Here is a 26,519-nt window from a genome sequence, read left to right as displayed (position 1 = left end):
GCAGCCACCCCGCACCGCGCGGAATCAGTCGAACGATGGAGCTCAGGCCTCGTTCTCGGGGACGACGTCGCCCTCGGGGGCGGTGTCCTCGCCGCCGGCGGAGTCCTCGCCGAGGTCCTGGGCCTGGGGCTCGGAGACGTTGATGACCAGCAGCTCCGGGTCGGAGATCATGGCCACGCCCTCGGGCAGGCGGACGTCGGCGGCGTAGACGTGGTCGCCCACGCCGTGGCCGTCGAGGTTGATGGTCACGGCCTCGGGCACGTTCAGGGCGTCGGCCTCGACCGTGAGGGTGTTCTCCTCGACGTTGTGCACGGCGGTCGGCTCGACCTCGCCGATGACGTGCACGGGGATCTCGACCTCGACCTTCTCGCCGCGGCGCACGGCCAGCAGGTCCACGTGCAGGATCTCCGGGCGGGTGGCGTGGCGCTGGATGTCCTTGACCATGACCAGCTCGGTGTCGCCGTCGACCTGGAGCTCGAGCACGGCGTTGGAGTTGCGCACCGCGAGCATGGTCTCGTGACCGGGGATGATCACGTGCTTGGGCTCGGCGCCGTGGCCGTAGACCACCGCGGGGATCTGGTTGTTGTTGCGGATCCGGCGGGCATAGCCCTTGCCGAAGTCCGTGCGCGTGGTGGCGGGGATGCGGATGGTGTCAACCATGGGAACTCCTCGTTCTCGGGTCTGTCGTGGCAATGGCCAGGCGATACCGGCCGCAGACCCTCCCCCGCATCCTTCGACGCCGTGCGACGCACCCGGAAGGGTGGCACCGCACAAGTGGGGACGGGAACGTTCAACCAGCCGTCGTCGATCACGGGACCCGTGGGGGTCCCCTCGCCTTGGCAACCGGACAAGGCTAGCACGACCGGGCGGACAGCCCCGCGGATCGTCGGTACTGCCCGGTAGGACCAGGCACGACACCGCTCACCCGGCACCGCATCGCCGTTCCCTCGCCGGCATCAGCCCGTCGGTCAGGCCCCTGCTCACCCGTCCCCCACTCGGTGGGCAGCACGGCCTGACGCGATCGCCAACCCCCTAGTCACCCGATGTGCATCCTGTGTTTTCATCGATGTGCACTTGTAAAGTCATTGACGAGGGCCGGAACCACGCCGGGGGGCGTCAGGGGAGTGTTCCGGCCCTCGCACACTCGGGGGGAGTGACCAACGTGCTGAAGAAGAACGTGACCGTACGACCCGCCGCCTGGCGGGAGACCCACATCCGGAGCCTCCGCCGCCTGGACGCGGTGGCCCTGGCCGCCACGATCGGGCTGACGCAGCTGATCCGCTTCGGCCTGGAGGAGGGGTCGCTGCCGTTCGGCGGAGTGCCGGTGCCGTACTGGCTGGTGGGCGTCGTGCTCGGGGCGGCCTGGTGGGCCTGGCTCGAGCTGCGGGGCGCCCGGGACGTGCGGCTGATCGGCTACGGGGTGGAGGAGAGCCGGCAGGTGGTCAGCGCCACCCTGGTGTTCTTCGGCGCCCTGGCGATCACCTCCTACGTGCTCGGCGTGCCGATGGCCCGCAGCTACATCGTCATCGCCCTGCCGCTGGGCACGCTCCTGCTGCTCGCCGGGCGCGGCCTGGTGCGGCGAGGGCTGACCCGCCGCCGGCTCGGCGGGGAGGCGATGTCCCGGACCCTGGTGGTCGGGCGCGTGCCGGGGGTCGTGGAGATGCTCCAGTCCCTGCAGCAGCACCCGGCCGCGGGCTTCGACCCGGTGGCGGTCTACGCGCCGTCGTCGTCCCGGGTCCTGCCGCGCCACCTGGCCCGGGTGCGGATGCCCGAGAACATGCTCCCGGCCGGGGAGGCGCCGTCCGTGGAGGGGATCGTGGCCGCGTGCCGGACCCACCGGATCGAGACCCTGGTGATGGCCGCGAGCGCGCCGCTGAGCTCGGAGGAGGTCCGGCACCTGTCCTGGTACCTGGCCGACGAGCGGATCCGCCTGGTCCTGGACACCGGGCTCACCGACGTCGCCGGCCCGCGCATCCACACCCAGCAGCTGGCCGGGCTGCCGCTGATCCACGTCTCCACGCCGCGGCTGAGCCGCTCCCGGCGGATGCTCAAGCGCCTGGTGGACATCACGGGCGCGGTCGCCGCGCTGGTGGCCCTCTCCCCCGTCATGGCGGTGCTCGCGCTGATCGTCAAGAACCACGACGGCGGGCCCGTGCTCTTCGCCCAGGAGCGGACCGGGCTCGACGGGACGACGTTCCGGATGCTGAAGTTCCGCTCGATGTATCCCGACGCCGAGGAGCGCAAGGCCGATTTGATGGCCGCCAACGACGCCAAGGGCGGGGTGCTGTTCTTCATGGCCGACGACCCCCGGGTCACCGCCCCGGGCCGGTGGATGCGGAAGTACAGCCTCGACGAGCTCCCGCAGTTCCTCAACGTCCTCAGGGGAGAGATGTCCCTGGTGGGCCCGCGCCCGCCGCTGCCCTCCGAGGTGGCTCAGTACGAGGAGCACGTCCACCGCCGGCTGCGGGTGAAGCCGGGCATCACCGGGCTGTGGCAGGTCTCGGGGCGGGACGACCTGGACTGGGAGCAGGCCGTGCGCCTGGACCTCTACTACGTGGAGAACTGGTCCCCGGTGCAGGACTTCGTGATCCTGCTGCGCACCGTCAAGGCCGTGGTCGCCAAGGAGGGCGCGCACTGATCGACCGCAGCGGGGACGTACCGCGCAGGGGAGCGGTTCCACGAGGGCTCGGGCACGCCGCACCGAGGTGGAGATGTGCGACGACGCAGACCGCCACGGCAGGCCTCGCCCACGGATCAGACGAAGATCAGGGGCCGGGTTTGCGCACTATGTTGGAGTAGCCGGCGATGAACAGAGTCACCAGTGCCCAGGCCAGAATCTTCAGCACCATGCTGACGACCAGATAGATCGTTCCTTGCGGCGTGTCGATGATCGTGCAGTGGTCGGCCTCGACGGGCAGCAGCGGCACCAGAGGAATGGTCTCCAATCCAAGAAGCCAGAGGTCGATTTCCTGGCACGTTTCCCACTCGGCTTCGGGTTTCGAATCGTCCGGCCGGCGCAGTGCGCTCCACCTCGATGCCCCGAAAAGGTGGGTCGTCACCACGGCCACCACGACGAGGCCTGCCAACCACGCCAGGGCTCTCCAAGTCCGATACCCGTACCCGACAGTCAGCCGAAGCACCCACAGTGCCGCCTTCTGCCTGTCGGTGAGCTGCCCACCATGGCCTGGTCTGGGCGAGAGCTGATCGTCACGCTGGGCGATCAGTATCTTCTGGGTCAGCCTCTCCTCCCCCTGACTTCGGGCGAAGGAGGCGAACTCCTGATATGGCTGAGGCGAGTAGTCCCTGGTGCCATACCGCAGGAAGTCGAGCCAGTACTGCGCCGTCTCAGCCTCGAGAGTCCGGTACGTCAGGCCGGTGATGTCCCAGTCACCTGACGTGCGCGCTGCGTCGAGTGTGCTACGGGAGATCTTCAGTGTGGCGCCGACCTCGGCCCCGGTCAGCACCACTGCGGCATGGTCACTCCTGCGCTTATTTCGTGCCTTGGTGATGTTCCGCGACACGGATTCCTGTTGGCGGCCTTCGTCACCGGACACCAGACCGATATACAAGTTCTGTTTTATCGTGACCCCATCGGCGGACAGGACAGGGCCCGCCTCGTTGGTGATCAAGGCATCCGTGATATCGAGCCATCCCTGGAAGGTCGCCCCGCGCAAACGGATGGCACCTTTGGGCCCGGAGCCCTGGGCGGTGAATCCCGCATTCAAATACGCATTGGCAACGACAGTGAGTTCATTGGCGTAGAGGGCAGGCCCGGACGTGTTGGTGATGGAAGCGGCTCTCATGTCGAGCTTCCCGCCGATCGTCGCCCCGTGCAGGTGAACTGCTCCATCTTCCGCGCTGTGGCCCCGGGCGGTGAAACGCTCATTGAGATAGGCGTTGGCCACGACACTGAGCCTGTCGGCCACAAGTGCACGTCCGGACTTGTTGGTGATCAGGGCCGCTCCCATGTCGAGCTTTCCACCGATGGAGGCCCCCGGCAGATGGACCGTCCCTTTCTCCGTGCTGTTGCCTCGGGCGATGAACTGCCGATCAAAATAGGCGTTGGACCCCACGGTGAGCGAGTTGGCGACCAGGGCGGGACCGGACTCGTTGATCAGCATCGACCTACTCAGACTCAGCCACCCCTTGATCGCAGCTCCGCGCAAGCGAACCGCCCCCCTGGGCCCGCAGCCGCGGGCGGAAAAATCCACATCGAGATACATATTGGCGTGGGCTGTGAGCCGATCAGCGACCAGGGCGGAACCGGATTCGTTGCTGAGCCGGGCGCCTGTCAGGAGAAGCTGTCCGCCGATGGTGGCTCCCGTCAATTGAACGGTTCCCTCGTCTCTGCTGTTGCCCCGAGCGATGAACCACTTGTCGAGATAGGCGTTGGACGCGACGGTGAGCCGGTCTGCCACGAGCGCGGGGCCGGTCTCGTTGATGAGCCGCGCATTCCTCAAACTGAGCCACCCTTGAACAGTGGCTCCACGCAGTCGGACGGCCCCATCAGGCCCGTTGCCTTGCGCGAAGAAATCCTCATCGAGATAGGCGCTGCCCTTGACGGTCAGCATATTGGCGTACAGGGCTGGGCCGGACGTGTTGGTGAGCCGGGCGCCGGTCAGGACGAGGTGACCGCCCACCGTGGCTCCGCGCAGCCGGACCACTCCTTCCGAGCTCCGGCCGCGGACGGAAAGTTCCTTGAACTCGGCATCGGCTTCCACCACCAGTCCATCGGCGGACAGAGCAGGACCCATCTCATTCACGAGGTGTGTCCTGGTCAGGCCGAGCGCCTCAACATGGAGGCCCTCCAGGTGGATGACAGCTTCCTCCGATGCAGCGCGTTCTTTGGACGCACGGTTAAGCCGCAAGCTGGCCAGCCGGGCCCGGACAGCTGTCAGGCCCTCGGGGATCTCGCACTGATCGAGCTCCAGGGGAATCCTGGTTTCCAGGTGGTCGAGGTCAATGCGCCCGGCGATGCGCGTGCAGCGCAGACGGAGACCTTTCGGATCGGGAACAACATCGTCGTACAGGCCGCGGAGCACGTCGCGAATGACCCGGGCGTTGATCACCGGCAGATTGACTCTGGACTGGGTCACCGGTCCAAAGACGGTGCCCTTGACCATGCATTCAACCAGCGCCAACTCAGCCGACGTGAGGTGCGCCGTCGTGTGGTACATGTGAACCTCGTGACTGGTTGTGAGCTCAACCGACTGTTCTTGGAAGCGAGCCGTGTCGCTGTGACGGCACGCTGTGTCGCCATGCCACGCGGGCCATCAAGTGACCCGTCGCGCTCGACGATCTCGAATCACACCTCCCCCGGGTGCGGACCCGAGGGCAACGGCGGATCATTCTGTCCAGAAGGGGCTGTGCCGACGAAGTCGAGCAACGTGATCCGCCTGTGGACGTGCGCGCACGTCTGAGACGCCGCCCTCGTAGGCGTATCCGAGAGCTTCGATGTCGAGGACGTCACGGACGGTCACGCTCCAGGGTCTCAGCGCGTCATCGATGTTGTGTCCGGGAGGGCCCTCTTGCAGAGGCGCGTAGTGGGGAGCTCCTTCCGGATTGACTGCCTGCAGCCGCTCCTGCCAGTCGGCCCACACTTTGTCCATGAAGCAGTGATGGAGAAAGAAGACGGGATCGTCCGGTGAGGTCATCAACAGCATGTTCCCGCCCACCCACACGTGGACCCTGTTGTGAAGCTGAGAGCCCCGAGTCGTCACCCGGCTGTCACCCCGTTGCGTGACGAACCCCTCTATCCGGTTGCGGAACCCCGTGGTGAAGGGACCGGGGCTGTACGGAGGGGTGTCGTAGAACGTCTCGGCGCGGGCGAGGGCCACGTCCTCGCGCGTTGGCAGGGACGAAGGCTGCAGGACCACGCCGAACATCCGTTTCAGGCCCGGCCCTGGAAGCCCCTCCTCGCCGTGGTCCGGGACGGGCCAGTGTCCATTCGTGTGCGCGAACGGACCCGTGGCGACTCGCCACTCGTCGCTGCGCACCCCGTCCCCGCCCATGAAGTCATCGGACCAGATGACGGAACCGGTGGGATCGGCGGCGTCCGCGCTCCAGTCCCAGTACGGGATGGACACGTCAGGATCCACCGTGCGCAGCTCCTCCTCCAGCTCCATCAGAAACTGCCGGTGCCAGGGCAGGAACGCGGGTCCGCGGTGGGCCCCGTTGCGGTACAAGCTGTCATGAGGTTCGTCAGGCAGCACTGCAGGTGCCATGACCTCATGGTGCCAGTGCACGAACTTTTCGTACTTCCCCGCCGCTTTCACCGCGAGGAGAGCGTCGACGAACGCCTTCCGTTCCTCTCCCGACAGGTTCGCGACGGATTTCCGGGTAATCATGTCATCGCCTCCGACGTCTTGAATGGCAGAACGAGATGCACCCTGTCCCTCCAGCGCAACGGCTTCAGTCCGCGGGGAATGACGTGCCGCCCCGGAGTCGAGTTCTCCAGACCTTCCGGTCGGGCGATCAGATCGACCCCACCGACGGCATCGGTATCGAGGCTTGTCGGGGTCCACGGTGCAGCGGGTGGCGACGCGTCGGTGGATCCTGAAGAGCCGGTTGTGCAGTCCTCGATCATCTGCGGTGCGGCGTGACGCCTGTGTGACTACTGGAACGTCAAACCGATCGAGCACGGTCACAGAATCGATGCGCTGCGGGGCCGTCGCCCCGGGTCGGCCCCGACGTCGACGCGGGCCCGCTGACGTCATGTTCGCGATCACTGTTGAACTGCCCCCGTGCAGTCCCCATCCTGGTCTGACCAGGGAGAACACCGGGTGATCAGCGTGGATCACCGTCAGCGCCTCCTGTCGCCGCCCCGTGTCCGGGAGATGGCGAGGACGAGCCGCAGCACTCGGGAAGCGAGCGCGGGACGGAACAGCATGCGGAGCTGTTCCGTCCCGTTCCTTCCCTGGTGCACCGTCCAGCCGGCCGTCCTGGAGAGCAGCCGGCGTCTGGCAGCCGAGGACGCGAAGGAGACGACCGTGGGCTTCCATCCCTCGCAGTACCGAGGACTCATCGCCGCCGACAGCGAGGTGCAACGGCGTTTCTTCACCCAGTACCAGGGCACGAGGGACGACTTCGACGTCATCGTCATCGGCTCCGGCATCGGAGGCGGACTGCTTGCTGACGACCTGGTGGAGCACGTCGACAGTGCGAAAGGCGCTCCGCGTGTGCTGGTGCTCGAGGCGGGTTCGTATCTGTTTCCCACCCACGTCTACAACACCTCGAGGTTCGACAACGCGGAGATCGCCCGCAGCTTCGCCTGCCAGACGTTCTGGCAACCCGGCGGCTTCGCGGACCAGCGCTACATCCATGAGGCTCCTCAGTTGAACCTCGGAGGACGTTCGGTGTTCTGGTCGGGGCTCATTCCCACCATCCAACCGTGGGAGCTCGAGTTCTTTCCGGACGGCGTCCGCGAGGCACTGACCGACCCGGTGGTCGCTGTCCCCGGAACGACGATCAACCGGCTGGAGGCCGCTGGAAGAACGATGAACGAGTCGGCCACCATGGGGTCGAAGGCCGAGGAGCTGGTCGACCACCTGCGCCGCACCGAGCTCGGCGACGACTTCGAGATCCACCAGACGCCCCGCGCGCTGCACCAGCCGTACCTCGTGGACAGGGGAACGTCCCAGGAGAAGTACTTCGTCGAACCCACCGGCGTGTTCAACACCGCCGAGTTGCTGATCAACCAGCTCGGGCGCGACCGTGACCACAACGGCTCGGGCCTGCACCTCCAGCTCAACCAGTACGTGGAGGACATCCAACGCCTCCCCAGCAACTGGCTGCGCCTGGTCAGCCGCAGCACCCTCACCGGCCGATCCCGCTCCTACTACGCTCCGCGGGTGGTGCTGGCCGGCGGCTCGATCGAGAGCCCCAGACTTCTCATGCGTTCGGCCCTGGGCCGGTCCCTCGATGAAGCGGTGCGGAACGGGATCGGCAAGGGCCTGACCGATCACCCCACCACCGACAGCCGCGCGGCCCTGGTCACCCGGTGCAGGGGCACCACTCTGGAGATTCCCCGGAACGAGCACGCGAAGATCATCTTCTATCCCAGGAACGACGGCGGAGATCAGGACGTCCAGCACCCGTTCAACGTCGAGCTGAACATCAACCACGAGTACTGGCACCGCCGCGACAACGACCCCGACACCCGAGATCTGCAACCGCCGGGGGCCGCCTCGGTACTGGACTTCAAATTCAGCTTCGCCAACTGCCTGGATCCCGGCAACGCTGTGCACCCTGCTCCACCGGGCGAGTACGTCTCACAGATCGATTTCTCCAACCTGAACTGGACGTCCCACACCGTGTCCAGGATCGAGCGGCTCACCGGCCGGAACATGCAGAACATCTTCGCCGAACTCAACGGCGTGGGCACTCGCATCCTGGATCAGTTCGAGTACTGCGGCGATCCCCCGCCGCCGGGCTACGCCGTCCGGAACACGGGGGAGGTCCCCACCACGGCTCCGCTCGGTCACGACGGCAAGGGCTTCGGTCGCGGCACCGTGCACCACGCCGCAGGCACCCTCGCCATGCCCTACCGTCCCGCCCGCGGCGAGGGGATCACCTCGGACTCGGTGGTCGACGAAGACCTGCAGGTGCGCGGCGCCGACGGCCTCTACGTCTGTGACATGTCGGTGATGCCGTTCAGCTCCGCAGCCAATCCGGTCCGCGTCCTGGCTGCCCTCGCCCTCCGCCTGTCCGAACACCTCTTCTCCCGGTGGAAGGACCAGTGAATGCCTGCCGTCGAACGGATCCAGGGGTCGCTCGGCCGGGAGGAGCCCGGCCCTGGACCCACAGCGCACCACGGGTCGCAACGAGAGGTGGCCCATGGATCCCGCTGAGGACGTCTTCGACGGGCCGGTCCAGCCGCTGCCGGTGCCCCGGAACCAGAGCACCAGCGACTTCGTCCAGGTCGAGAACGCGGCCCTCATCCGGCATGTGTCCGGCTACGGTCCGTTCCTGAGCTTCTGCGCCGCCCAGCAGGTACGTCCACAGGTCCTGGCCGGTGATCTGCCGGCTCTGGTGTCGTTCCTGCGCGAGCACGTCCACCGCCTGCGGTCCGACCCCGCCCTGGCTGCGGCGGCAACCGTCTTCATCGGCAACACCCTGACCGGTCTGCGCCCCGACGCCCAATGGCAGCAGAGCACCGACGGCAGTGTCACCGTGGACGCCGAAGGCGGCCGGTTCGAGATATCTGTTCTGGTGGAGCACCTGCACCTGGCCACCGACGACCAGATCGACGCGTTCGTCGACGACGTGGAGGACTGGGCGCACTGGGAACCCGTCCCCACCACCGCGCCGCCACCGACCCCGGTGGGTGCTGCCGGCTACCGGCGCCCGCCCCTGCCCCAGCAGGTGTTCCACACCTCCGAGGGCCGCCCGATCCCCTACGGAAGACGGTGGGAGGAGGACGATCCGCCCGAGGATGCCTACAGCAGGATCACCCATCCGGAGCGCTTCGCCGGCCTCCACCAGGTCGCCGACGCCCTCGTGGACCACCTCACCGGCACCTACGAGGTGCAGGTCGTCCAGGATCTCTCCTGCGCCCAGGACCTGCTCTACGTCCCGGACCATCCGACCCGGGCCACCCGGCTCACCCCGGCCCGGCCCGACGCCGCTCCGCTGACCATCGTGTGCACCAGCGACCCGGGCGTGCTCCTCCACGCCGGATTGCTGTGCGAGCTGCCCTTTCCCGACTGCTCCTGCGATGCCTGTGACGAGACCGCAGAGAACCAGGCCGACGAACTCGAACAGTTCGTGCTGGCCGTGGCCGCCGGCGCGTTCCGCGAACGCTACCCCGTGGGCCGCCGACGAGCCTACGAGTACGCCTGGGCGTCCCCCGACGGCTCCAGCGAGGTCCGCAGCTCCGGAGAGCTCCACCCCGATCAGATCGCCAGGATCCCGGCCCAGGACATCGAGCGCCGTCTGGCCGGCCTCCCCGACGGGTGGCGGCCCTGGCCACTCCGACCCCGCTGAGCCCACCCCCCCACCAAGGAAACTGCCGCCCTGACCAGGAGATCACCGATGAGTCGCAGTCGCGAGCCTGACCACGCCGGGTCCACGTCATCGGCAGCTGGCGTCCCGTGGGGTGGACCGGTGATGGGCCATGTGTGAGGTTCCCCCGCGTCGACTGCGAGCGGCGCTGACGCCGGCACGCGTCGCGCTGGGCGTCCTCGGAACAGGAGTGATCGTCGTCGGACAGCTCGAGGGTCTGGACCTCCATCCGATCAGCGAGTCGGTGAGCCTGGGGCTGGGGGCGGCGATCCTGGTGCTCACGGTGGTGTTCCCGGCGATCCGGGAGGTCGAGTGCGGTTTTCCCTCCGGGGTGAAGATCTCCGCGGCGCTCCGGGACCGTGAGGAGGAGCTCGGCAAGGCCTTCGACAGCCAGAAAGGGGATCTCGAGCTGTACGCACAGCTGCTGTGCGAGGACCTGTCCCTGTCCGCGGAGCTCCTGGAAGCGTCATGGGCGAAGACCGCGGCCACCTGGCGGGGCCCGTGAGTCCGGAGCTGCGCCTCTACGTGCTGTGCGTGTTCGTGCACCTGCTGGTCACCCATCGCCGCTGGGTGGCACCGCCCGGCGGGGGCCGGCCACCGGGCGGCACTGCGTCCGACTCTGCCACGCCATTGAGCGCCCTCTCACTGGATGAACGCATCGTCGTGGTGCTCCGCGAGTTCGTGGACCTGCCGACCACGCAGATCGCAGCCTTGACCGGCAGACCTCTGGCAGCGGTCAGGCAGGACCTGGAGGCAGCGCGAGCCGTGCTCGACAGGCCCAGCCCGGGCGGCGACGCAGCATGAATCCCGCCACCCGCCGGGCCCTGTTGGCAGCGGCCGCGGACAAGGCGCGACGCCGTCCCGCGGACGTCCGGCGCCCCCTGGCCCAGGGCGCGCGCCGCTACCGGAGCCGGCTGTGGGCCATCCACGCCGCCGTGATCATGCTGGCAGCCGTGATGCTCGGGGTGGGGCTGCTGACACTCGGAGGTGCGGATTCCCTGCCCGAGAACACGCCACCCCCGACCGGATCGGGGTCTGTCCTCCCCTCCAGCCCCATCGGATCTCCTGAACCCACCGACACGACTCCCATCGACCCCGGTCCTACTGATCCCAGGCCTACCGACACCAGGCCTGCAGACCCCAGGCTCGTTCAGATTCGGCTCGATCCGTCCATGGTGTCGATGGCCCCGGGAGACAGTTCCTCGGTCCGCGCGACGGGGATCTACGACAACGGACCGACGAGACCGATTCCGGTCGAGGAGCTGTCGTGGCGCATCACGGAAGGCGAAGGAGAGGGAAGGGTTCCCGGCGTCGTCTCCGTCGGCCCGGATCCCGGTACCGTCATCGCCATCCGCCCGGGCCGAGCCACTCTCGTCGCCTCCCTGCAGGACGTCGAGGGCACCGCGGAGATCACCGTCAGCGGAGGCACCGAAGGCACCGGTTCGACACCTCCGAGCGTGACCGCGTCCCCACTTCCCGTCATCCGCTGACGTGTCCCCCTCAGCCCCGCCACGGGCCGTGGCACGGGGAGCACCGAGGCCCATGGACAAGACGTCATGTTCGGGCGGGTAGTAATTCCCGGATAACAGCCGAATCCGCACTCTGCATGTATCGGGCTGGTCCTCGTCGATCACCCCGATATCCCCGCCTTGGCGCGTCGCCAGCAGTGCCGGGCGTAACCGGCGAATTCCTCATTGTCGCCGTCGTGCACAGCAAGCAGACAGGAGCACCTCATGCCCATCCCGGAGAACATGCGCTTGGAAGAAGGAGCGCACCTCAGCGTCGCTGATCGTCAGCAGGCACAGCAAGAGTTCTTGAACCCGGCGGGCGGACACTCGAACGTCGTCGGATTCGGGCTGGGGGTCAAGTGGACCGACCACCAGCCGACCGGGACGCAGGCGCTCCTGGTCTTCGTCACGCAGAAGCAGCCGGCAGCGCTGCTGACGGACCAGGAGATCCTCCCCCGCCAGACCCACGACGGCACTCCGATCGACGTGGTGACGCTGGGCGATGTGACCGCAGAGGGCTACCGGTACGACGCCGTGGCGGGTGACGACGCCCGCGCCGGAGCGCCGTTGGCCGCGCCCCAGGCCGAACCGCAGACGCTGCGACGCCGGCATCGCCCGGCGCCTGCTGGGGCCTCCATCGGCAACGTCGACGTGACCGCCGGCACGATGGGCAGCGTCGTCTACGACTTCCTCCCCGGAGCAACGGTCGACCCACCGGCCCCGGGCGTGGGCATCCCGAGCCGCTTCTACGTCCTGAGCAACAACCACGTCCTGGCGAACTCCAACGCTGCGCCGCTGGGCAGCGCCATCGTGCAGCCCGGTCGGTTCGACGGCGGTGTGGACCCGCAGGATCGCATCGCCATCCTGACCCGCTTCATCCCGATCCAGTTCGCTCCGGCCGTCGCGCTCGAGAACCAGCAGAACCTCGTGGACTGCGCCATCGGCGAGGTCGCCTTCGAGGACGCCACGCGGGAGACGTACTTCAGCGGTGCGCCGCGCGGATGGCGCCGTCGCGCCAACGTGGCCGTCGGCGACCTGGTCAAGAAGACGGGCCGGACCACGAACTTCACGACGGGACGGATCATCGCCGTGGACGCGACGGTGGACGTGAACTTCGGCGCGCTGGGAGTGGCGCGGTTCCGCGACCAGATCGTGACCACCAACATGTCCGCCGGCGGGGACTCGGGATCGCTGATCACGTCCCTCGACAACGTCGCGCTCGGGCTGCTGTTCGCGGGCTCGAGTCAGTCCACGATCGCCAACCACTTCGAGCATGTGCGGGCTCGCCTGCGGGTCGAAGTCGCCGAGCAGCTGCTCTGACCCGCAGCACACCACCGGACACAGGGAGACCGTGCCATGAACGACAAGAATCAGACCCCTTCCGACTCCTCGAAGACGAAGAGCAACGCCAGGTTCTTCGACGCCTCGGGCAACCCTGCGGAGACCCTCGATGCGGGCGACACGACGCCGCAGGCCACCACGCTGCAGGCGTGTCTCGAGGTGCACAACGGTGCCGCCACCTTCGTCATCCAGGTCGACTTCACCCCGAACACGTACCCGTTCTCGATCACCGGGGGCACCATCACGTCAGGCATCTGCGGAGCACCCTGGACGGTGACCGGCGGCGTCATGGGATCAGATCTGCGGCTGAGCGCGAAACGCACGGGATCGGGCACCTGCGCCGACACCCTGATCGTCGTCGGTGAGTACCAGAACCCGCCGAGCTGGCGCGGCACCTACGGCTTCAACGGCGCAGCGTCCTCGTTCCGGCACACGACACTGTTCCGGGGGTTCGGCGCCTGTCGGTGACGGCTCCAGCTCTGTGCTGGGTGTCGATCCTGCCGGGGGCGGCCGCCGCCTCCTGCGCTTCCTCGACCGACGGGAAGCACAGGAGGCGGCGGGGGGGGGGGGGGGTGGGTGAGCGCTGCGGGGGCCGGGCGGGGTCGAGGTCCGCCCCCAGGGCGCTCACGTCCCCGATCTCGACGACGTCGACGCGGAGACCCTCGAGGCTCTCCGGAATCACCTCGTCCGGGGTGAGCTGCCCGGCCGGCAGCTTCTGTGAGACGAAGACGCGCAGGACGGCCTGTCCGGACGCGTCGTCCTGACCGACGGAGACACCGTTGACGTTGGGGAGCGCCATCAAGGCGTCCTCGTGCCGCCGCCGCACCTGCTGTGGATCCATCGGGAACTCCTGGACGTGTCGTGGGGCAGTGCACGAATCGTGCAGAGAGCCACGGTCGCCACTGCATGTGCCCGCAGTCTACCCAGCACGGTCTCCGGGGTGCCCGGTCGGCACCAGCGGGAGGAGCAGACCATGTACGCACGGATCACCACCTACGAGGGCGGCTATCCGGAGGACTACGACGCCGGCCTGAGCGCCCTGCGCGAGGAAGTCCTGCCTGGGATCCGGGGACTGCCCGGCTACCGCGGGGTGATGAGCCTGGTGGAGCGCACCACGGGCCAGTCCGTCTCGATCGTTCTCTGGGCCGACGAGAGCGCCCTGGCCGCCACCAGGGAATCCGTGGAGCGGGTCCGCGAACGTGCGGCCGCGACGTCGGGGGCGCGCATCCTTCAGGTCGCCGAGTACGAGGTCGGCTACACGGACCTCCCCGCGTCCCGGGCCGACACCCCCGGACCCGCCGGCCCTGAGTGAGCCGGACGACCACGACGAAGGCCGCCGCCGCCAGTGGTCACGCCCGGCCGAGAGCCACAGCGCGCACGATCGGGCAGCCCGCGAACACCAGGGCGGCCCCGTTCGTCCCCCTCATCGGCCGGCCCGCCCGGACGCGGCCGGGACGGCCCCACGGGGTGAGGTCAGCGGCAGGGTGAGGGTCAACACGGTCCCCTCCCCCAGGGAGCTGTGGCAGCTCAGGGTGCCGCCGTGCTGCTCCACGATGGCCTTGCTCAGCGCCAGCCCGATGCCCAGGCCCGGAGTGGTGGACATCCGGGCGGTGGGGCCTCGGTAGAACTTCTCGAACACCCGGCGCACGCCCTCCGGGGACATGCCCTGGCCGTGGTCGATCACCTGCACCTGGGCGGAGTCGCCCGTCTGCGTGCCGACCACGAACACCGTGCTGTCGGCCGGCGAGTACTTGATCGCGTTGGAGACGAGGTTGTCGAGCACCTGGCGCAGGCGCACGGGGTCGCCGGCGACCACCAGGGTGTCCGGCGCCCACGCCTTGAGGGCGATGCCGGCGTGCTCGGCGTGCGGCTGGGCCGCCTCGGCGGCCTGCTCGAGCAGCGCCACGAGGTCTGCGGGGACCACGTGCAGATCGGCGGCGTCCCGGTGGGCGTTGAGGAGGTCGTCGACCAGGCTGAGCAGCTGGTCGGCGTTGCGCTCGATCACCGCCAGACCGTTCTGCGCGGTCCCGGGCAGCCGGTCGTCCATGGCCAGCAGCTCGGTGTAGCCGCGGATGGAGGTCAGCGGGGTGCGCAGCTCGTGGGAGATCCCGGCCACGAACTCGTCCTGGGCCTGCAGGGCGTCCACGAGCTCGGTGACGTCGTTGAAGGACAGCACCGAGCCCTCGGCGCGGCCGTGCTCGTCCCGCATGGCGCGGGCCGTCACGGACAGCACCTGCTGGGCGGGCGGCTCGCCGACGCGCACCAGGTCCGCGGAGAAGGACTCGCCGGCCACCGCGCGGGTGATGGGCGTGGCCTCGGGCGGCACCGGGGCGCCGGCGCCGTCGTACAGCACCGGCGCCGCGACGGACGAGGGAAGCCCCAGGCGCCGCTGGGCGTGGGCGTGCAGCTGACCGTTGTTGGTGAGCAGCGGGCGCCCGGTCTCGTCCAGGGCCAGCACCCCCACGTCCACCGAGTCCAGCACGGTGCTCAGCAGCCGCTCGCGGCGGGCGCCGGCGGCCAGGAGCTGGCACATCTGCGCGTCCTTGGCCTCGGCGCTGTTGGTGAGGATCTGGGCCATGGTGCCGATGGCCAGCATCATCAGGGGGATCAGCAGGGAGCTGCCCAGGGCGGGGACGGTGACCGGCCCGGGGCGCAGCAGCACCGGGACCCAGAGCATGGCGATGGTCAGCAGCGCCCCGAGCGGGGCGGCCGCCCGGGGCAGCTGGGCCGAGGCCACCAGCCAGAGCACCGGCAGCGCCGCCATGAACGGCACCCCGAGCACGTGCGGGAACAAGCCCTCGAACAGGAGCCCGATCGGCACGAAGTCCAGCACCGGGATCACCAGGTAGGAGCGGTAGGGCAGCCGCTGCCACGGCACCAGGGCGCACACCAGGGTCAGGGCCAGGGTGAGTCCCCCGCCCCACAGCACCAGCGGATCCGCCAGCAGATCCGGCTGGAAGGCCGCGAGGGCCAGGAACAGCAGCAGCGTGGTGACGGCCTGCGGCAGCTGGCTCACCATCACCCGCGCGCGCAGGGACAGCTCGTGGAACTGCCGGGGAGTCAGCGAGGGGTGAGCAGCGAGGGGTGAGCAGCGAGGGCGTCCACGGGAGGGCTCTTCCGACGGCGGGGGCGCCACCCCGGGGGCTGAGGTGGCATTCGCAAATGCTAGCGCGTCGGACCCCCGCAGTGACTACCGTGGGAGGTGTCACCCGACGGACGGAGTGGAGCCATGACCGACCATCCGCACCTGCAGACCACCGTGCTGGACGCCACCGACGTCCGGGGCCTGGCGGAGTTCTACCGGAAGCTGCTGGGACTGCAATACCTGCCCGGGGACGAGCCCCCGGCGGACGGCGCGCCCGACGACGACTGGCTGGTCCTCACGGACTCCGACGGCGCACGGCAGCTGGCGTTCCAGGCCGTTCCCGTCCTGCCCCGGGTGACGTGGCCGGATGCCACGGGCGTGGCGCAGCAACTGCACCTGGACCTGACCGTCCCGGACACGGAAGCACTCGAGCGCCAGCGGGACCGTGCCCTCGCGCTGGGCGCCGAGCAGCTGCTCGACCGCGCGGACGACCCGGAGGAGCCGCTCTACGTGTTCGCCGATCCCGCCGGGCACCCGTTCTGCCTCTTCGTCGCCTGAGCGGACCCAGCACCGGACCACGCCGGCGAGCCGCACCACGGCCCGGTCAGCGAGCGCGCAGCGCCTGGATCCGCAGCCGCAGCAGGCGCTGCAGCAGGGCCGGGTACAGGTGCAGCACGATCCCGAGCCCCACCAGCCACCCGGCGCCGCTCCACGCCCCGGTCCCGGCCGCGGCACCCGCCAGGAGGACCGCGATCAGCACGCACAGCAGGTGCCCGCCCTCCGAGCGGCGGGTGTGCTGATCCAGGGCGGGCAGACCGGCCCGCGTGCCGTCGAACCCCCGGGTGCGTTCGATGACCCGGTTCCAGCCGGTGGCGTCCAGCACCCGCCCGTAGGCGCGGACGCCCACGGCCTCGTGGACGGCCCGCTCCCACGCGGCCACCCGGAACCAGGGATGCTCCAGCGCGCGCGTCCAGGCCCCGGAGAGCACGGAGACCCAGGCCATCAGCAGGACGTGGGTGACCCAGGCGAAGGTGAAGCCGGTCGGGCCGATCACCGCCCATCCCGCGCCGATCAGGCCGGCCGTGACCACCGTGGCCGCCAGCGCACCGGCGGCCGCACGGCGCCCGGACGACGACCCCGGGGAGCCGTCGGCGGAATCGGCGCAGGAAGCGGGCGGGCTCATCTGCCCCACCCTACGGACGTCCTCGCTCCGGCCGGGCACGGGCCGGGTCCGAAAGGTCGGGAACCCCAGGAGCCGCACGGTCATCGCGCCGTCCCCGCCAGGAGGCCGAAGAGTGACCACCCGAGCCGCCGCGGGAGCGGTCAGGAGCAGGTGCAGGACGGCTTCCGGGCGCCCGAGATGGCGGCCGCTGCCGCGAGGACCTCGTCGCGGTCCACGAACGGGACGCGGCCGCCCGGCGGGCCGATCTCCGTCCACTGCTCGTGGCCCTTGCCGTAGAGCGCCACCGTGCCGTCGGGGCCGGCCGTCTCCAGGGCGAAGCGGATGGCTTCCTGCCGCGTCGGGAGCTCGTGGACCTCCGGCACGGGCAGACCGGCGCTCCGCCGCGCCGCCACGGCGCGGCGGACTCCCCGCAGGACCGCGGCGCGGATGGCGGCCGGGTCCTCCGAGCGGGGGTTGTCGTCCGTCACCAGGACCACGTCCGCGCCGGAGTCCACGGCCGCCGCGCCGGCGGGCTCCCGCTTGGTGGGGTCGCGGTCCCCGCCGGAGCTGGCGGTCACCACGAGCCGGCCCCGGGTGCGGGCCCGGAGCGCGGCCGCCGAGGCCCGGAGCGCGTCCGGGGTGTGCACGAAGTCGACGACGACGCCGGGCCACCCCGGCCCCAGGTCGATGTGCTCCATCCGGCCCGGCACGGTCACCGGCCCGTCGAGGGCGTGCACGACCTCGCCGGAGGAGTACCCGAGTTCGAGCAGCACGAGCGCGGCCACCGCGGTGTTGACCCGGTTGTGCTCCCCGGGCAGGGGTGTCCGCAGCGGCAGGCTCTCTCCCGGGCCGTGGAGGTGGAACGCGTCCTCGCCGGGCTCCCCCGCGATGTGCCACTGGGCGTCCGTGCCGGGGCTGCCGGCCAGGCTCACCACCGGCACGCCGCGGTGGGCGGCCAGGTCGCGGAGGCGGCGGCCGCCGTCGTCGTCGACCACGACGACCGCCCGGGACGCGAACCCGGGAGTGAACAGACGGGCTTTGGCGTCGAGGTAGGCCGCCATGTCCCCGTGGTAGTCCAGGTGCTCGTGGGAGAGATTGGTGAAGGCGACCACGTCGTAGTGGACGCCGTCCACCCGGTGCTGGTCCAGGGCGTGGCTGCTGACCTCCATGACGCAGGCGTCGTTGCCGGCGTCCCGCATCCGCCCCAGCAGCTCCTGCAGCCGTGGAGCGGCGGGGGTGGTGACCGTGCTGGACCGGCGCCGGTCCCCCACCACGGTCTCCGGGCTGCTCAGCATGCCGGGGCGCCGGCCCAGCCGGAGCAGGGCGGCCTCGAGGAGGTAGGCGGTGGTGGTCTTGCCGTTGGTGCCCGTGATCCCCAGCATCGTCAGCCCGGAGGCCGGGTGGCCCTGGAGCCGGGCCGCAACCGGGCCCAGTACGGCCCGAGGGTCCTCGACGACGACCACCGGCACCCCGATGCCCTCGCTCAGGAGGCGGGCACCCCGGGGATCGGTCAGCACGGCGGCCGCACCCGCGCGGACCGCGGCCGCGGCGTGCCGGGCACCGTGCCCGTCGCCGCCCTGCCGCGCCACGAAGAGGTCACCAGGGCCGGCCTGGCGATGGTCCTCCACCGCCCGGTGCAGCACGATGAGGTCCCCCGGCACGTCGCCGATGGGGTGCAGCCCCTCGATCTCGGCCAGCAGCTCCGCGAGGAGCACCGGTCGCGGCGACGGCCGCCCCTCCCGCGCTCGCTCAGCAGATTCCACCGTCCCAGGATATCCGTGCCGGCGGAACCATCAGTACACGTATGATTTCGCGCAGGCCGCCCCACGGGTTCCGGACGGAGCGATCCGGAACACACCTCGACGCCACGGGCTGGACAATGGTGCACACCGAACCACTTCCGGCATAGGAACACAGCACGGACAATAGACTTTTGTCCGGTCCGACGGGGACCATGTGGGGACAGGAAACCGCCCCCACTAGGGACGTCGCCCGGATACGCTCGGAGGACCCCAGGATCCGTACCCCTCGACGGACGAAAAGAGAATCCGATGCGCACCTCCCCCCTTGCCACCGACGTCCAGCACCACCTCGAGTCCTGCTCCCCCGCGGGTCTCGCCCTCCTGGACCTCGACATCGTCGAGGACGTCGCCGAGCTCACCCTGGCCTTCACCCCCGAGGCCCTCGACCAGGTGCTGCGCACCCAGCTGCGCATCACCGGCGCCCCGGCCGACTGGGACTGCCCGAAGGCGTCCATGGAGGCCGGCACCCCCACCTGGGCCTACGCCCTGGACCTGGCCTACCTGTTCAACGAGCACTACTTCGGCCACCTGCTCCTGGAGCGCCACGAGGCCGCCCTCGGGCAGATCCTCGCCGCCCACGGCCACGAGGGCACGCCGGTCGTGTTCCGCCCGGCCTACACCCCCGACTGCCTGGCGCTGAACCTCCGCCGGCTCAAGGCCGAGCACCTGCGCACCGCCGGCCACGGCACCCTCGGGGCCCGCGCCGCCTGACGCTGAGACCGGGAAACCGGTGCCGCGGCGGTCCGGACGACCACCGCGGCCGAACGAGATTCAGTCCTGGAGTGCTCCGTCCACCAGGGCCCGGGCAACCTCTGTCAGAGCGTCGAGGCCGGTGACCAGATCCTCGTCCTCGGTGAACTCGCGCTCGCAGTGGGACACCCCGTCCACCGAGGGCACGAACAACAGCACGGACGGCACCTGCGTGCTCAGGGCAACGGCATCATGACCTGCCCGCGTCCTGATCCGGCGGGTGTCCAGGCCTTTGTCGGCCATCAGTTTCTCGACCAGCTCGAGTCCGCTCTCCTGGAAGTGCCGCGGGGGCCGCACGTCGAAGTCCTCGACGTTCACCTCCACCCGGTGGTCCGCGGCCAGGACGTCGAACTTCTCGAGCAGTGTCGCTCTCGCGGCCTGGACGATCTCCTGGCTGTCGGAGCGCAGATCCGCGACCAGGTGCACGCGGCGCGGAACGACGATCGGAGAGTTCGGCTCGATGTGCATCTGGCCGACCGAGGACAGCAGGGTGTCCTCCTCGAAGTCCTCCGTCACCTCGTTGACCATGACCACGATCTTCGAGGCGGCGACCAAGGCATCACGGCGATCGGCCATGGACGTGGCTCCCGTGTGGGACTGCTCGCCGAGCACCTCGATGTCCAGCTTCTGGGTGTACCAGGACCGGTCCACCGTGCCGAGAGGAATGCCCTCCCGCTCGAGGATGCGCCCCTGCTCGATGTGGATCTCCGCGTAGGTGGCCACCTCCGGCCGGGGATCCGTCCCGAGGAAACCGATGCCCTCCAGCGCCTCGCCCACCCTCGTGCCGGACGAGTCGCTGACGGAGAGGGTGTCCTGCTCGTTCATGAGCCCGACGAACACGGACGAGCCCATGATGGAGGGGGCGAAGCGCGCGCCCTCCTCGTTGAACCAGTTCACCACCCCGAGGTTGTACGAGGGCTTCTCGCCCGAGGCCTGCACCTCGGCGTCGATCTCCCGGAGGACGTGCATGGCCGCGACCACGCCGTAGGCCCCGTCGAAGCGGCCGGCCAGGGGCTGGCTGTCCAGGTGGGAGCCGACCAGCACGAACGGGACCCCGGGCGTCCATTCCGCCAGCATGAACATGTTCCCGATGCTGTCCACTCGGACGGGATAACCGCGCTCGGTCCCCCAGTCCCGGAACCAGGACCGGATCTCCCCGTCCTTCGCGGTACCGGCCTGCCGGTCCACGCCCCCGTTCGCCGTCGCGCCGATGGTGGCGGTGTGATGGAAGTCCGTCAGAAAATCTTGTGCGCTCAACGACATCACGCTTCCTTCTGCATGGGTGGTCAGGCTGGTTCCGGTCCGAGCTCGTCCGTGATCGGACCGGTCAATCGATGCTCTTGAAGTCCTGCAGCGCTGCGCCGTAGCGCCGGACCGTCTCCTCGTCCCGTGGTGCCGTCATGAGGCTCACGACGACGAAGAGGATGGCGTTGACGGCCAGGCCCCACATGGCCGGGTTCAAGCCCAGAGGGCTGGCCAGAGCGGGGACGAACGTCATGGCCGCGGTGAGCAGCACCCCCGCCGTGAGACCGGCGATAGCTCCGGTGGCGTTGCCTCGGGGCCAGAACAAGGCACCCAGGGTCGGCACGATCAGCTGCGCGGTGCCGCCGAAGGCGATCAGGCCGATGGTGACCAGCACACCGGGCGAGAACAGGGCCAGGAAGTACGCCGTGACGGAGAACAGCAGGAGCGCGTAGCGGCCCACGTTCGTCAGTTGGCGCTCGGAGGCGGACGGCTTCGCGTAGCGCTGATAGAAGTCCTTGGTGACCACGGTCGACACGGCGTGGATCTGACTGTTCGCCGTCGACATCGCCGCACCGGCCCCCGCCGCCAGCAAGACCGTGGCCATGACGAACGGGACGTACTCGAGGGCCATGAGCGGCAGGATCCGGTCCGGTGTGTCGACGTCGGGCATCTGGAGGAATCCGGTCCACCCGACGAGGACGGAGCCGAGGTACGCCAGGGCGACGAGAGAGATGAGGAACGGCATCACGTTGAAGATTCGCCCGTTCTTCGCGGCGTACATCCGCAGCCACAGCTGTGGCCCCATGAGGGCTCCGATGGCCGTGATGAAGCACAGGGACACCCAGGTGGCGTATCCGGCGTCCCCCTCGGGGCCGGGCAACGTCAGGTGCGCCGGGCTTGCTTGCTGCATCCGTTCGAACAGTGCCACCGGGCCACCGACCGTGCCGGAGATGTAGATGCCGGCCACCACGAGGCCGAAGAAGATGAGCGCACCGTAGATGATGTCGGTCCAGGCCACGGCGCGGATGCCGCCCACCCACACGTAGACCACGATCACCAGGTAGAACAGGAGGGCCGAGAGCCAGAACGGAATGGCGTCACCGGAGGCGACGGAAATGAGATAGGCGCCGCCGGCGAGCTGGATCTGCAGGTAGGGCAGGGTGAAGAGCACCACCACCAGGCCGACGATCCAGCGCAGTTTTTCGCTGTTGAACAAGGTGCCGAGGAAATCGGACGGCGTGACGAAGTCGAATCTCTTGCCGAGGTACCAGATGCGTTTGCCGACCACGAAATACAGGAAACCGAACAGGACGTTCCAGGCGAATGCCGTCAGGTACACGGGGCCGTCGACGTAGAACGAGGCGTTGGAGCCGAGGAAGGCGAAAGCACTCCACCAGGTGGCGGCGACGGTGAAGAACACCGCGATCGATCCCATGCCGCGGCCCTGGATGAAGTAGTCGTCGCTCGTCTTCTGGGACTTGGTGGCGGCATAGAAGCCCACGGCCAGGGGGATCGCCATGAACAAGAAGATGACGATGATTCCGGCGGTCATGCGCCCTCACTCTCCTCGACCATCGTTCGGTTTCTCGGCTTGCCCCAGTTCATCAGGTGCGCCACGAGGAAGACGACGGTGCAGAAGGCCCACCAGAACAGGACCCAGGCGAGCAGGAACGGAAAGCCCAGGACGGTCGGCTCGACCCGGTTGGCCCAGAGGATGATCGGGCTCTCCATCATGATCAGCCCCAGCACGGTGGCCGCGAGGAACAATAGTCGTATCTTGGTGCTTTTCATGACATACGATCCTTTGGTCAGGTTCACTGTCGATGGTGCTGTCAATGCTATCGGTTCGCGTTACCGGGGATTTCCGAGCGGTTTACCGAGAAGAATTCGATGCCATTTCTTTCGCCCCGGCGGACCGTATTGCTGCGGGCTGGTCACACGGGCGCGGCCGGCCGCCCGCCGCGCGCCGGATCGACGGCCTGGCCGAGCCGTGGCGCAGTTGGTCTGCTGGTTCCGGGTCCCATCAGCTCCTCCAGACGCAGCGGCCGCCGACCCACGTGGACCGCACGGCGGTGGTCCCGATGTCCTGCGGATCGATGCGCGTGATGTCCCGGTCGAGGACGACGAAGTCGGCGAGCTGCCCCGGCGACAGGCGTCCCTTGACGTCCGCCTCGCCGGTCGCGTGCGCCGAGCCGGAGGTGTACACCTGCAGGGCCGCCTCGACCGGGATGCGCTGCTCCGGGCCGAGGACCCGCCCGTCCTCGGTCCTTCTCGTCACCATGCTCTGCACCGCGGTCAACGGGTCCGCGGGCACCAGCGGGTAGTCGGAGGAACCGGCGACGGCCAGACCGCCGTCGAGCAGGGACCGGTGCGCGCAGATGCTGTTCTGCTGCTCGTTCCCGTAGTAGGCGAGGATCTCCTCGCCGTGGAAGTGCACGAAGGCCCCGAACGGCACGGGGATGACCTCCAGGACTCTCATGCGTTGGATGAGTTCGTCGTCGACGATGCTGCAGTGCTCGATCCGGTGGCCCACCGGGTGCCCGTCCTGCGACGGAGGCAGCGACGCGAAGGCGTCCAGGACTTTCCCGATGGCGCGGTCGCCGTTCGCGTGCACGGCGACGCGACGTCCCGCGGCGTGCACACGCCGGACCGTGGCGACGAACTCGTCGTCGGAGAGGATCTGCAGTCCGTTGTCCTTGCCGGTCGCGCTCGGGTACGGCGTCTGGCACAGGCACGTGCCGCCGGACAGGGCGCCGTCCAGCATCATCTTGACACCGGCCGTCTGCAGCCGGTGCCGTTCCCCGGGCGGGAACGCTGAGGTCTCGTCGAAGTAGGTGTGCCACAGGAGCATGCTGACCCGAGGGCTGAGCCTGCCCTGCGCGAGGGCGGACGCGTACATCCGCTGTTCCACCGGGGTGACGATGGCGTCGCAGTAGGAGGTGATGCCCAGGGCATGGAGCTCCTGGTTGACCTCCTCCAGCGCGGCGACCTGCGCCTCGATCTGCCCGGTCGGCAGGACGGCCTCGCGGTCCAGGCCGGGCAGCCATGGGTCCAGCCATGCTCTCTCGATGAGCCAGCCGTTGAGCGCGCCGCTTCCGTCCGTCAGCAGTTCACCGCCGGGCGGGGCGTCGCCGGCTTCCCGGTAGCCCATGCGCTCGAGGGCCCGTGTGTTGGCCACGGCGCGGTGGAGGCTGTAGTGGACGACGACGATCGGGTGGTCCCGCGACACCCGGTCCAGGAAGGAGCGGTCGACGACGCCGGCACCCACTCGCCGCTCGTCGAGGGCCTGGGCGACGATCCAGTCACCGGGCCGGGAGGCGAGCAGCCTCTCCAGCAGGGCCTCCCGGACCGCGTCGGGACCGGACACGGCGGTGAGGTCGACGCGCACGCGCGCCAGGGCGGCCTGCGAGGGATGGCAGTGGGCGTCGTTGAAGCCGGGAACGACCACTGCTCCCTCGAGATCGATCCACTCCGCCCTCGGGAAACGCGCTTCCATCTCCGCGGAGGACCCGGAGCCGACGATCTGCTCCCCGTGGACGGCCAGCGCCTCCGGCTCGGTCCCGTCCATGGCGAGGATTCGCTGCGCCGTGAAGACGAGCAGTGGTTGTCCCTGGTCCATGGGTCACGCATCCAGGGCGGTCGGTGGCAGAAGGCTGAGCACGGCGGGTCTTCCCTTCCGGAGGGGTCAGGACTGGGCGGCGGCGTGGGCCTCGGTGCGCACGTGGGAGTCGGCGACCTCGAGCGCGCGGTCGATGATCTGGAGGCCCCGCACCAGTTCCTCCTCGGTGATCACCAGCGGGGGTGCCACGTGCAGACGGTTGAAGTGGGTGAAGGGCCACAGCCCGGCGCTCTTGCAGGCCGCGGCCACCTCGTTCATCGGTGCGGCGTCCGGGCCGGCGGCGTTGAACGGCACGAGCGGCTCGTGGGTCCGCGGGTCCCGGACGAGTTCGATGGCCCAGAACATCCCGAGCCCGCGCACCTCCCCCACCGAGGGGTGCCGAGCTGCCATGTCCTCGAGGCGGGGGCGGACCACCCGTTCGCCGAGATCTCGGACGTGGTCCAGGATCTTCTCCTGCTCGAAGGCCTCGAAGGTGGCCACGCCCACGGCGCACGCCAGCGGGTGCCCCGAGTAGGTGAGCCCACCGGGGAACGCCCGGTCGTCGAAGGTCGCGGCGACGGCCTCGGAGATGACCACGCCGCCCAGGGGGACGTATCCGGAGTTGACGCCCTTGGCGAAGGTGATGAGATCGGGCACCACACCGAAGTTCTCGACGGCGAAGACGGTGCCCACCCGGCCGAATCCGGCCATGACCTCGTCGGCGATCAGGAGGATCCCGTACTTGTCGCACAGCTCCCGCACGCCGGGCAGGTAGCCCGGTGGCGGGACCAGGATCCCGTTGGTCCCCACGACCGTCTCGAGGATGATGGCGGCCACGGTGGAGGCCCCTTCCAGGACGATCACCTGCTCCAGGTGCTCGAGGGCGCGCCGGCACTCCTCGTCCTCGGTCTGCGCGTGGAAGGCGGAGCGGTAGAGGTAGGGGCCGAAGAAGTGGGCGACGGCTGGGTCCGCCGGCTCGTTGGCCCAGCGGCGCGGGTCCCCGGTCAGGGCGATCGCCGTGCTGGTGGAGCCGTGGTAGGAGCGGTACTGCGAGAGGACCTTGCGCTTGCCCGTGTGGAGGCGGGCCATCCGCACGGCGTTCTCGTTGGCCTCGGCGCCGCTGTTGGTGAAGAACACCTTGGCGAAGCCCTCGGGAGCCGCCTCGACGATCAACCGGGCCAGCTCTCCGCGGACGTCGTTGGCGAACGCCGGTGCGATCGTGGCCATCCTCCCTGCCTGCTCCTGGATGGACCGCACCAGACGCGGGTGCTGGTGTCCCAGATTGAGGTTGACCAGCTGGGAACTGAAGTCCAGGTACTCCTTGCCCTGGTAGTCCCAGAACGTGGCACCCCGGCCGGCGGCCACCGGCAGCGGGTCGATGGCCGCCTGGGCGGACCACGAGTGGAAGACGTACTGGCGGTCGTTCGCCCGGACCTCGCGCTCCGCCTCGTCGTCTCCGAAGGAGAGTGCCTGTCCGTGGGGTCCGGGAAAAGTCTCCATGGCGATTGCCTCCGTGGAATGCGGTGGGTGGAACTCGGTGCGTGGAACTCGGTGGGCGGACCTGTCAGTGGGTGGGGAAGCCCAGGTTGATCTGGGACTCCGAGGGCTCGGGCCAGCGGGTGGTGACGAGCTTGCGGCGGGTGTAGAAGTTGAAGGACTCCGGGCCGTACATGTGGGTGTCGCCGAACAGGGAGTTCTTCCAGCCGCCGAAGGAGAACGCCCCGATCGGCACCGGGATGGGCACGTTGACCCCGACCATGCCGACCTCGATCTCGAACTCGAACTGCCTCGCCGTCTTGCCGTCGCGGGTGAACACCGCCACCCCGTTGGCGAACTGGTTGGTGTTGATCAGGGCCACGGCCTCCTCGTAGGTGTCCACCCGCACCACGGACAGGACCGGGCCGAAGATCTCCTCGTCGTAGACCTTCATCCCGGGCTTCACGTGGTCGATCAGCGAGACCCCGGTGAAGAACCCCGCCCCGTCGAACTGCTGGGCCGTGCCGTCGACGACGACGGACGCCCCCTC

General features: G+C 69.2%; 24 protein-coding genes. 11 read left to right on the top strand and 13 right to left on the bottom strand.

The window, feature by feature from the left end; genetic code table 11:
- Positions 1–42: 42 nt before the first annotated feature.
- Entirely contained in the window at positions 43–660 is a 618-nt protein-coding gene (locus ACFU0Y_RS01135; RefSeq protein WP_380212599.1) for a 50S ribosomal protein L25/general stress protein Ctc, read from the bottom strand.
- Between the two features lie 493 nt (positions 661–1,153).
- Between ACFU0Y_RS01135 and ACFU0Y_RS01130 the strand changes: the two genes are divergently transcribed.
- Complete coding sequence (locus ACFU0Y_RS01130) at positions 1,154–2,638, top strand: sugar transferase (RefSeq protein ID WP_380212598.1); 1,485 nt, start codon at positions 1,154–1,156, stop codon at positions 2,636–2,638.
- Positions 2,639–2,765: 127 nt separating this feature from the next.
- Here ACFU0Y_RS01130 and ACFU0Y_RS01125 read toward each other — a convergent pair whose 3' ends face one another.
- A complete protein-coding gene (locus tag ACFU0Y_RS01125; RefSeq protein WP_380212597.1) occupies positions 2,766–5,177 on the bottom strand; it encodes a hypothetical protein in 2,412 nt (803 codons plus the stop codon).
- Positions 5,178–5,345: 168 nt separating this feature from the next.
- Positions 5,346–6,347, bottom strand: a complete 1,002-nt coding sequence (locus ACFU0Y_RS01120) for a tyrosinase family protein (RefSeq protein WP_380212596.1) — start codon at positions 6,345–6,347, stop codon at positions 5,346–5,348.
- A gap of 642 nt (positions 6,348–6,989) precedes the next feature.
- On the opposite strand from ACFU0Y_RS01120, the gene ACFU0Y_RS01115 reads away from it, so the two are divergent.
- The 7 genes from ACFU0Y_RS01115 (at position 6,990) to ACFU0Y_RS01085 (ending at position 13,319) form a co-directional block, all read left to right on the top strand.
- Positions 6,990–8,741 (top strand): GMC oxidoreductase, encoded by a 1,752-nt coding sequence (locus ACFU0Y_RS01115; RefSeq protein ID WP_380212595.1) that lies wholly within the window; start codon positions 6,990–6,992, stop codon positions 8,739–8,741.
- 94 nt (positions 8,742–8,835) lie between these two features.
- Positions 8,836–9,984 (top strand): DUF6226 family protein, encoded by a 1,149-nt coding sequence (locus ACFU0Y_RS01110; protein WP_380212594.1) that lies wholly within the window; start codon positions 8,836–8,838, stop codon positions 9,982–9,984.
- A gap of 208 nt (positions 9,985–10,192) precedes the next feature.
- On the top strand, positions 10,193–10,507 hold the full coding sequence (locus tag ACFU0Y_RS01105) for a hypothetical protein (RefSeq protein WP_380212593.1): 315 nt from the start codon (positions 10,193–10,195) through the stop codon (positions 10,505–10,507).
- Entirely contained in the window at positions 10,504–10,806 is a 303-nt protein-coding gene (locus ACFU0Y_RS01100) for a sigma factor-like helix-turn-helix DNA-binding protein (protein WP_380212592.1), read from the top strand. The genes ACFU0Y_RS01105 and ACFU0Y_RS01100 overlap by 4 nt, the downstream gene beginning before the upstream one ends.
- Positions 10,803–11,492, top strand: a complete 690-nt coding sequence (locus tag ACFU0Y_RS01095; RefSeq protein ID WP_380212591.1) for a hypothetical protein — start codon at positions 10,803–10,805, stop codon at positions 11,490–11,492. The genes ACFU0Y_RS01100 and ACFU0Y_RS01095 overlap by 4 nt, the downstream gene beginning before the upstream one ends.
- A 243-nt stretch (positions 11,493–11,735) precedes the next feature.
- On the top strand, positions 11,736–12,830 hold the full coding sequence (locus ACFU0Y_RS01090) for a hypothetical protein (protein WP_380212590.1): 1,095 nt from the start codon (positions 11,736–11,738) through the stop codon (positions 12,828–12,830).
- Positions 12,831–12,866: 36 nt separating this feature from the next.
- Positions 12,867–13,319: a hypothetical protein gene (locus ACFU0Y_RS01085; RefSeq protein WP_380212589.1), complete on the top strand. Its 453-nt coding sequence runs from the start codon at positions 12,867–12,869 to the stop codon at positions 13,317–13,319.
- Here the strand turns inward: ACFU0Y_RS01085 and ACFU0Y_RS01080 are convergent.
- Positions 13,255–13,692, bottom strand: coding sequence for a hypothetical protein (locus tag ACFU0Y_RS01080; RefSeq protein WP_380212588.1), 438 nt, complete (start codon positions 13,690–13,692; stop codon positions 13,255–13,257). The genes ACFU0Y_RS01085 and ACFU0Y_RS01080 overlap by 65 nt on opposite strands.
- A 132-nt stretch (positions 13,693–13,824) precedes the next feature.
- Here ACFU0Y_RS01080 and ACFU0Y_RS01075 point away from each other — a divergent pair, with 132 nt between their 5' ends.
- Positions 13,825–14,163, top strand: a complete 339-nt coding sequence (locus tag ACFU0Y_RS01075; protein ID WP_380212587.1) for a hypothetical protein — start codon at positions 13,825–13,827, stop codon at positions 14,161–14,163.
- 111 nt (positions 14,164–14,274) lie between these two features.
- On the opposite strand, the gene ACFU0Y_RS01070 is transcribed toward ACFU0Y_RS01075, so the two are convergent.
- Positions 14,275–15,870, bottom strand: coding sequence for a sensor histidine kinase (locus ACFU0Y_RS01070; RefSeq protein WP_380212586.1), 1,596 nt, complete (start codon positions 15,868–15,870; stop codon positions 14,275–14,277).
- Positions 15,871–16,080: 210 nt separating this feature from the next.
- On the opposite strand from ACFU0Y_RS01070, the gene ACFU0Y_RS01065 reads away from it, so the two are divergent.
- Entirely contained in the window at positions 16,081–16,494 is a 414-nt protein-coding gene (locus tag ACFU0Y_RS01065) for a VOC family protein (RefSeq protein WP_380212585.1), read from the top strand.
- A 46-nt stretch (positions 16,495–16,540) separates the two neighbouring features.
- On the opposite strand, the gene ACFU0Y_RS01060 is transcribed toward ACFU0Y_RS01065, so the two are convergent.
- Complete coding sequence (locus ACFU0Y_RS01060; protein WP_380212584.1) at positions 16,541–17,119, bottom strand: hypothetical protein; 579 nt, start codon at positions 17,117–17,119, stop codon at positions 16,541–16,543.
- A gap of 140 nt (positions 17,120–17,259) precedes the next feature.
- The gene (locus tag ACFU0Y_RS01055) at positions 17,260–18,861 is read right to left on the bottom strand and encodes a Mur ligase family protein (RefSeq protein WP_380212583.1); all 1,602 of its coding nucleotides are present in this window, start codon (positions 18,859–18,861) and stop codon (positions 17,260–17,262) included.
- A gap of 288 nt (positions 18,862–19,149) precedes the next feature.
- Here ACFU0Y_RS01055 and ACFU0Y_RS01050 point away from each other — a divergent pair, with 288 nt between their 5' ends.
- Complete coding sequence (locus ACFU0Y_RS01050) at positions 19,150–19,611, top strand: hypothetical protein (protein WP_380212582.1); 462 nt, start codon at positions 19,150–19,152, stop codon at positions 19,609–19,611.
- Between the two features lie 60 nt (positions 19,612–19,671).
- Here ACFU0Y_RS01050 and ACFU0Y_RS01045 read toward each other — a convergent pair whose 3' ends face one another.
- The 6 genes from ACFU0Y_RS01045 to ACFU0Y_RS01020 all read right to left on the bottom strand — a co-directional run.
- Entirely contained in the window at positions 19,672–20,913 is a 1,242-nt protein-coding gene (locus ACFU0Y_RS01045; RefSeq protein WP_380212581.1) for a M20 family metallo-hydrolase, read from the bottom strand.
- Between the two features lie 64 nt (positions 20,914–20,977).
- Positions 20,978–22,447 (bottom strand): sodium:solute symporter, encoded by a 1,470-nt coding sequence (locus ACFU0Y_RS01040; RefSeq protein ID WP_380212580.1) that lies wholly within the window; start codon positions 22,445–22,447, stop codon positions 20,978–20,980.
- Entirely contained in the window at positions 22,444–22,686 is a 243-nt protein-coding gene (locus ACFU0Y_RS01035; protein ID WP_380212579.1) for a DUF3311 domain-containing protein, read from the bottom strand. The genes ACFU0Y_RS01040 and ACFU0Y_RS01035 overlap by 4 nt, the downstream gene beginning before the upstream one ends.
- Before the next feature lie 232 nt (positions 22,687–22,918).
- Positions 22,919–24,514: an amidohydrolase gene (locus tag ACFU0Y_RS01030; RefSeq protein ID WP_380212578.1), complete on the bottom strand. Its 1,596-nt coding sequence runs from the start codon at positions 24,512–24,514 to the stop codon at positions 22,919–22,921.
- Between the two features lie 66 nt (positions 24,515–24,580).
- Positions 24,581–25,993 (bottom strand): aspartate aminotransferase family protein, encoded by a 1,413-nt coding sequence (locus ACFU0Y_RS01025; RefSeq protein WP_380212577.1) that lies wholly within the window; start codon positions 25,991–25,993, stop codon positions 24,581–24,583.
- A gap of 64 nt (positions 25,994–26,057) precedes the next feature.
- A partial coding sequence (locus ACFU0Y_RS01020; RefSeq protein WP_380212576.1) for an aldehyde dehydrogenase family protein occupies positions 26,058–26,519 on the bottom strand: 462 nt, incomplete at its 5' end.

The sequence above is a fragment of the Kocuria sp. NPDC057446 genome (genome assembly GCF_042802875.1).
Lineage (GTDB): Bacteria > Actinomycetota > Actinomycetes > Actinomycetales > Micrococcaceae > Kocuria.
Note: the sequence above shows the minus strand (reverse complement) of the source record. Positions and strands in the feature narration are given on the sequence as shown.

Bases quoted from the DNA above. Each gene is read 5' to 3' on its own strand.
- ACFU0Y_RS01045 (WP_380212581.1), bottom strand. From the start codon at position 20,913: ATGTCGTTGAGCGCACAAGATTTTCTGACGGACTTCCATCACACCGCC.
- ACFU0Y_RS01135 (WP_380212599.1), bottom strand. From the start codon at position 660: ATGGTTGACACCATCCGCATCCCCGCCACCACGCGCACGGACTTCGGC.
- ACFU0Y_RS01070 (WP_380212586.1), bottom strand. From the start codon at position 15,870: ATGGTGAGCCAGCTGCCGCAGGCCGTCACCACGCTGCTGCTGTTCCTG.
- ACFU0Y_RS01060 (WP_380212584.1), bottom strand. From the start codon at position 17,119: ATGAGCCCGCCCGCTTCCTGCGCCGATTCCGCCGACGGCTCCCCGGGG.
- ACFU0Y_RS01035 (WP_380212579.1), bottom strand. From the start codon at position 22,686: ATGAAAAGCACCAAGATACGACTATTGTTCCTCGCGGCCACCGTGCTG.
- ACFU0Y_RS01050 (WP_380212582.1), top strand. From the start codon at position 19,150: ATGCGCACCTCCCCCCTTGCCACCGACGTCCAGCACCACCTCGAGTCC.
- ACFU0Y_RS01075 (WP_380212587.1), top strand. From the start codon at position 13,825: ATGTACGCACGGATCACCACCTACGAGGGCGGCTATCCGGAGGACTAC.
- ACFU0Y_RS01040 (WP_380212580.1), bottom strand. From the start codon at position 22,447: ATGACCGCCGGAATCATCGTCATCTTCTTGTTCATGGCGATCCCCCTG.
- ACFU0Y_RS01030 (WP_380212578.1), bottom strand. From the start codon at position 24,514: ATGGACCAGGGACAACCACTGCTCGTCTTCACGGCGCAGCGAATCCTC.
- ACFU0Y_RS01025 (WP_380212577.1), bottom strand. From the start codon at position 25,993: ATGGAGACTTTTCCCGGACCCCACGGACAGGCACTCTCCTTCGGAGAC.
- ACFU0Y_RS01120 (WP_380212596.1), bottom strand. From the start codon at position 6,347: ATGATTACCCGGAAATCCGTCGCGAACCTGTCGGGAGAGGAACGGAAG.
- ACFU0Y_RS01110 (WP_380212594.1), top strand. From the start codon at position 8,836: ATGGATCCCGCTGAGGACGTCTTCGACGGGCCGGTCCAGCCGCTGCCG.
- ACFU0Y_RS01095 (WP_380212591.1), top strand. From the start codon at position 10,803: ATGAATCCCGCCACCCGCCGGGCCCTGTTGGCAGCGGCCGCGGACAAG.
- ACFU0Y_RS01065 (WP_380212585.1), top strand. From the start codon at position 16,081: ATGACCGACCATCCGCACCTGCAGACCACCGTGCTGGACGCCACCGAC.
- ACFU0Y_RS01125 (WP_380212597.1), bottom strand. From the start codon at position 5,177: ATGTACCACACGACGGCGCACCTCACGTCGGCTGAGTTGGCGCTGGTT.
- ACFU0Y_RS01085 (WP_380212589.1), top strand. From the start codon at position 12,867: ATGAACGACAAGAATCAGACCCCTTCCGACTCCTCGAAGACGAAGAGC.
- ACFU0Y_RS01090 (WP_380212590.1), top strand. From the start codon at position 11,736: ATGCCCATCCCGGAGAACATGCGCTTGGAAGAAGGAGCGCACCTCAGC.
- ACFU0Y_RS01080 (WP_380212588.1), bottom strand. From the start codon at position 13,692: ATGGATCCACAGCAGGTGCGGCGGCGGCACGAGGACGCCTTGATGGCG.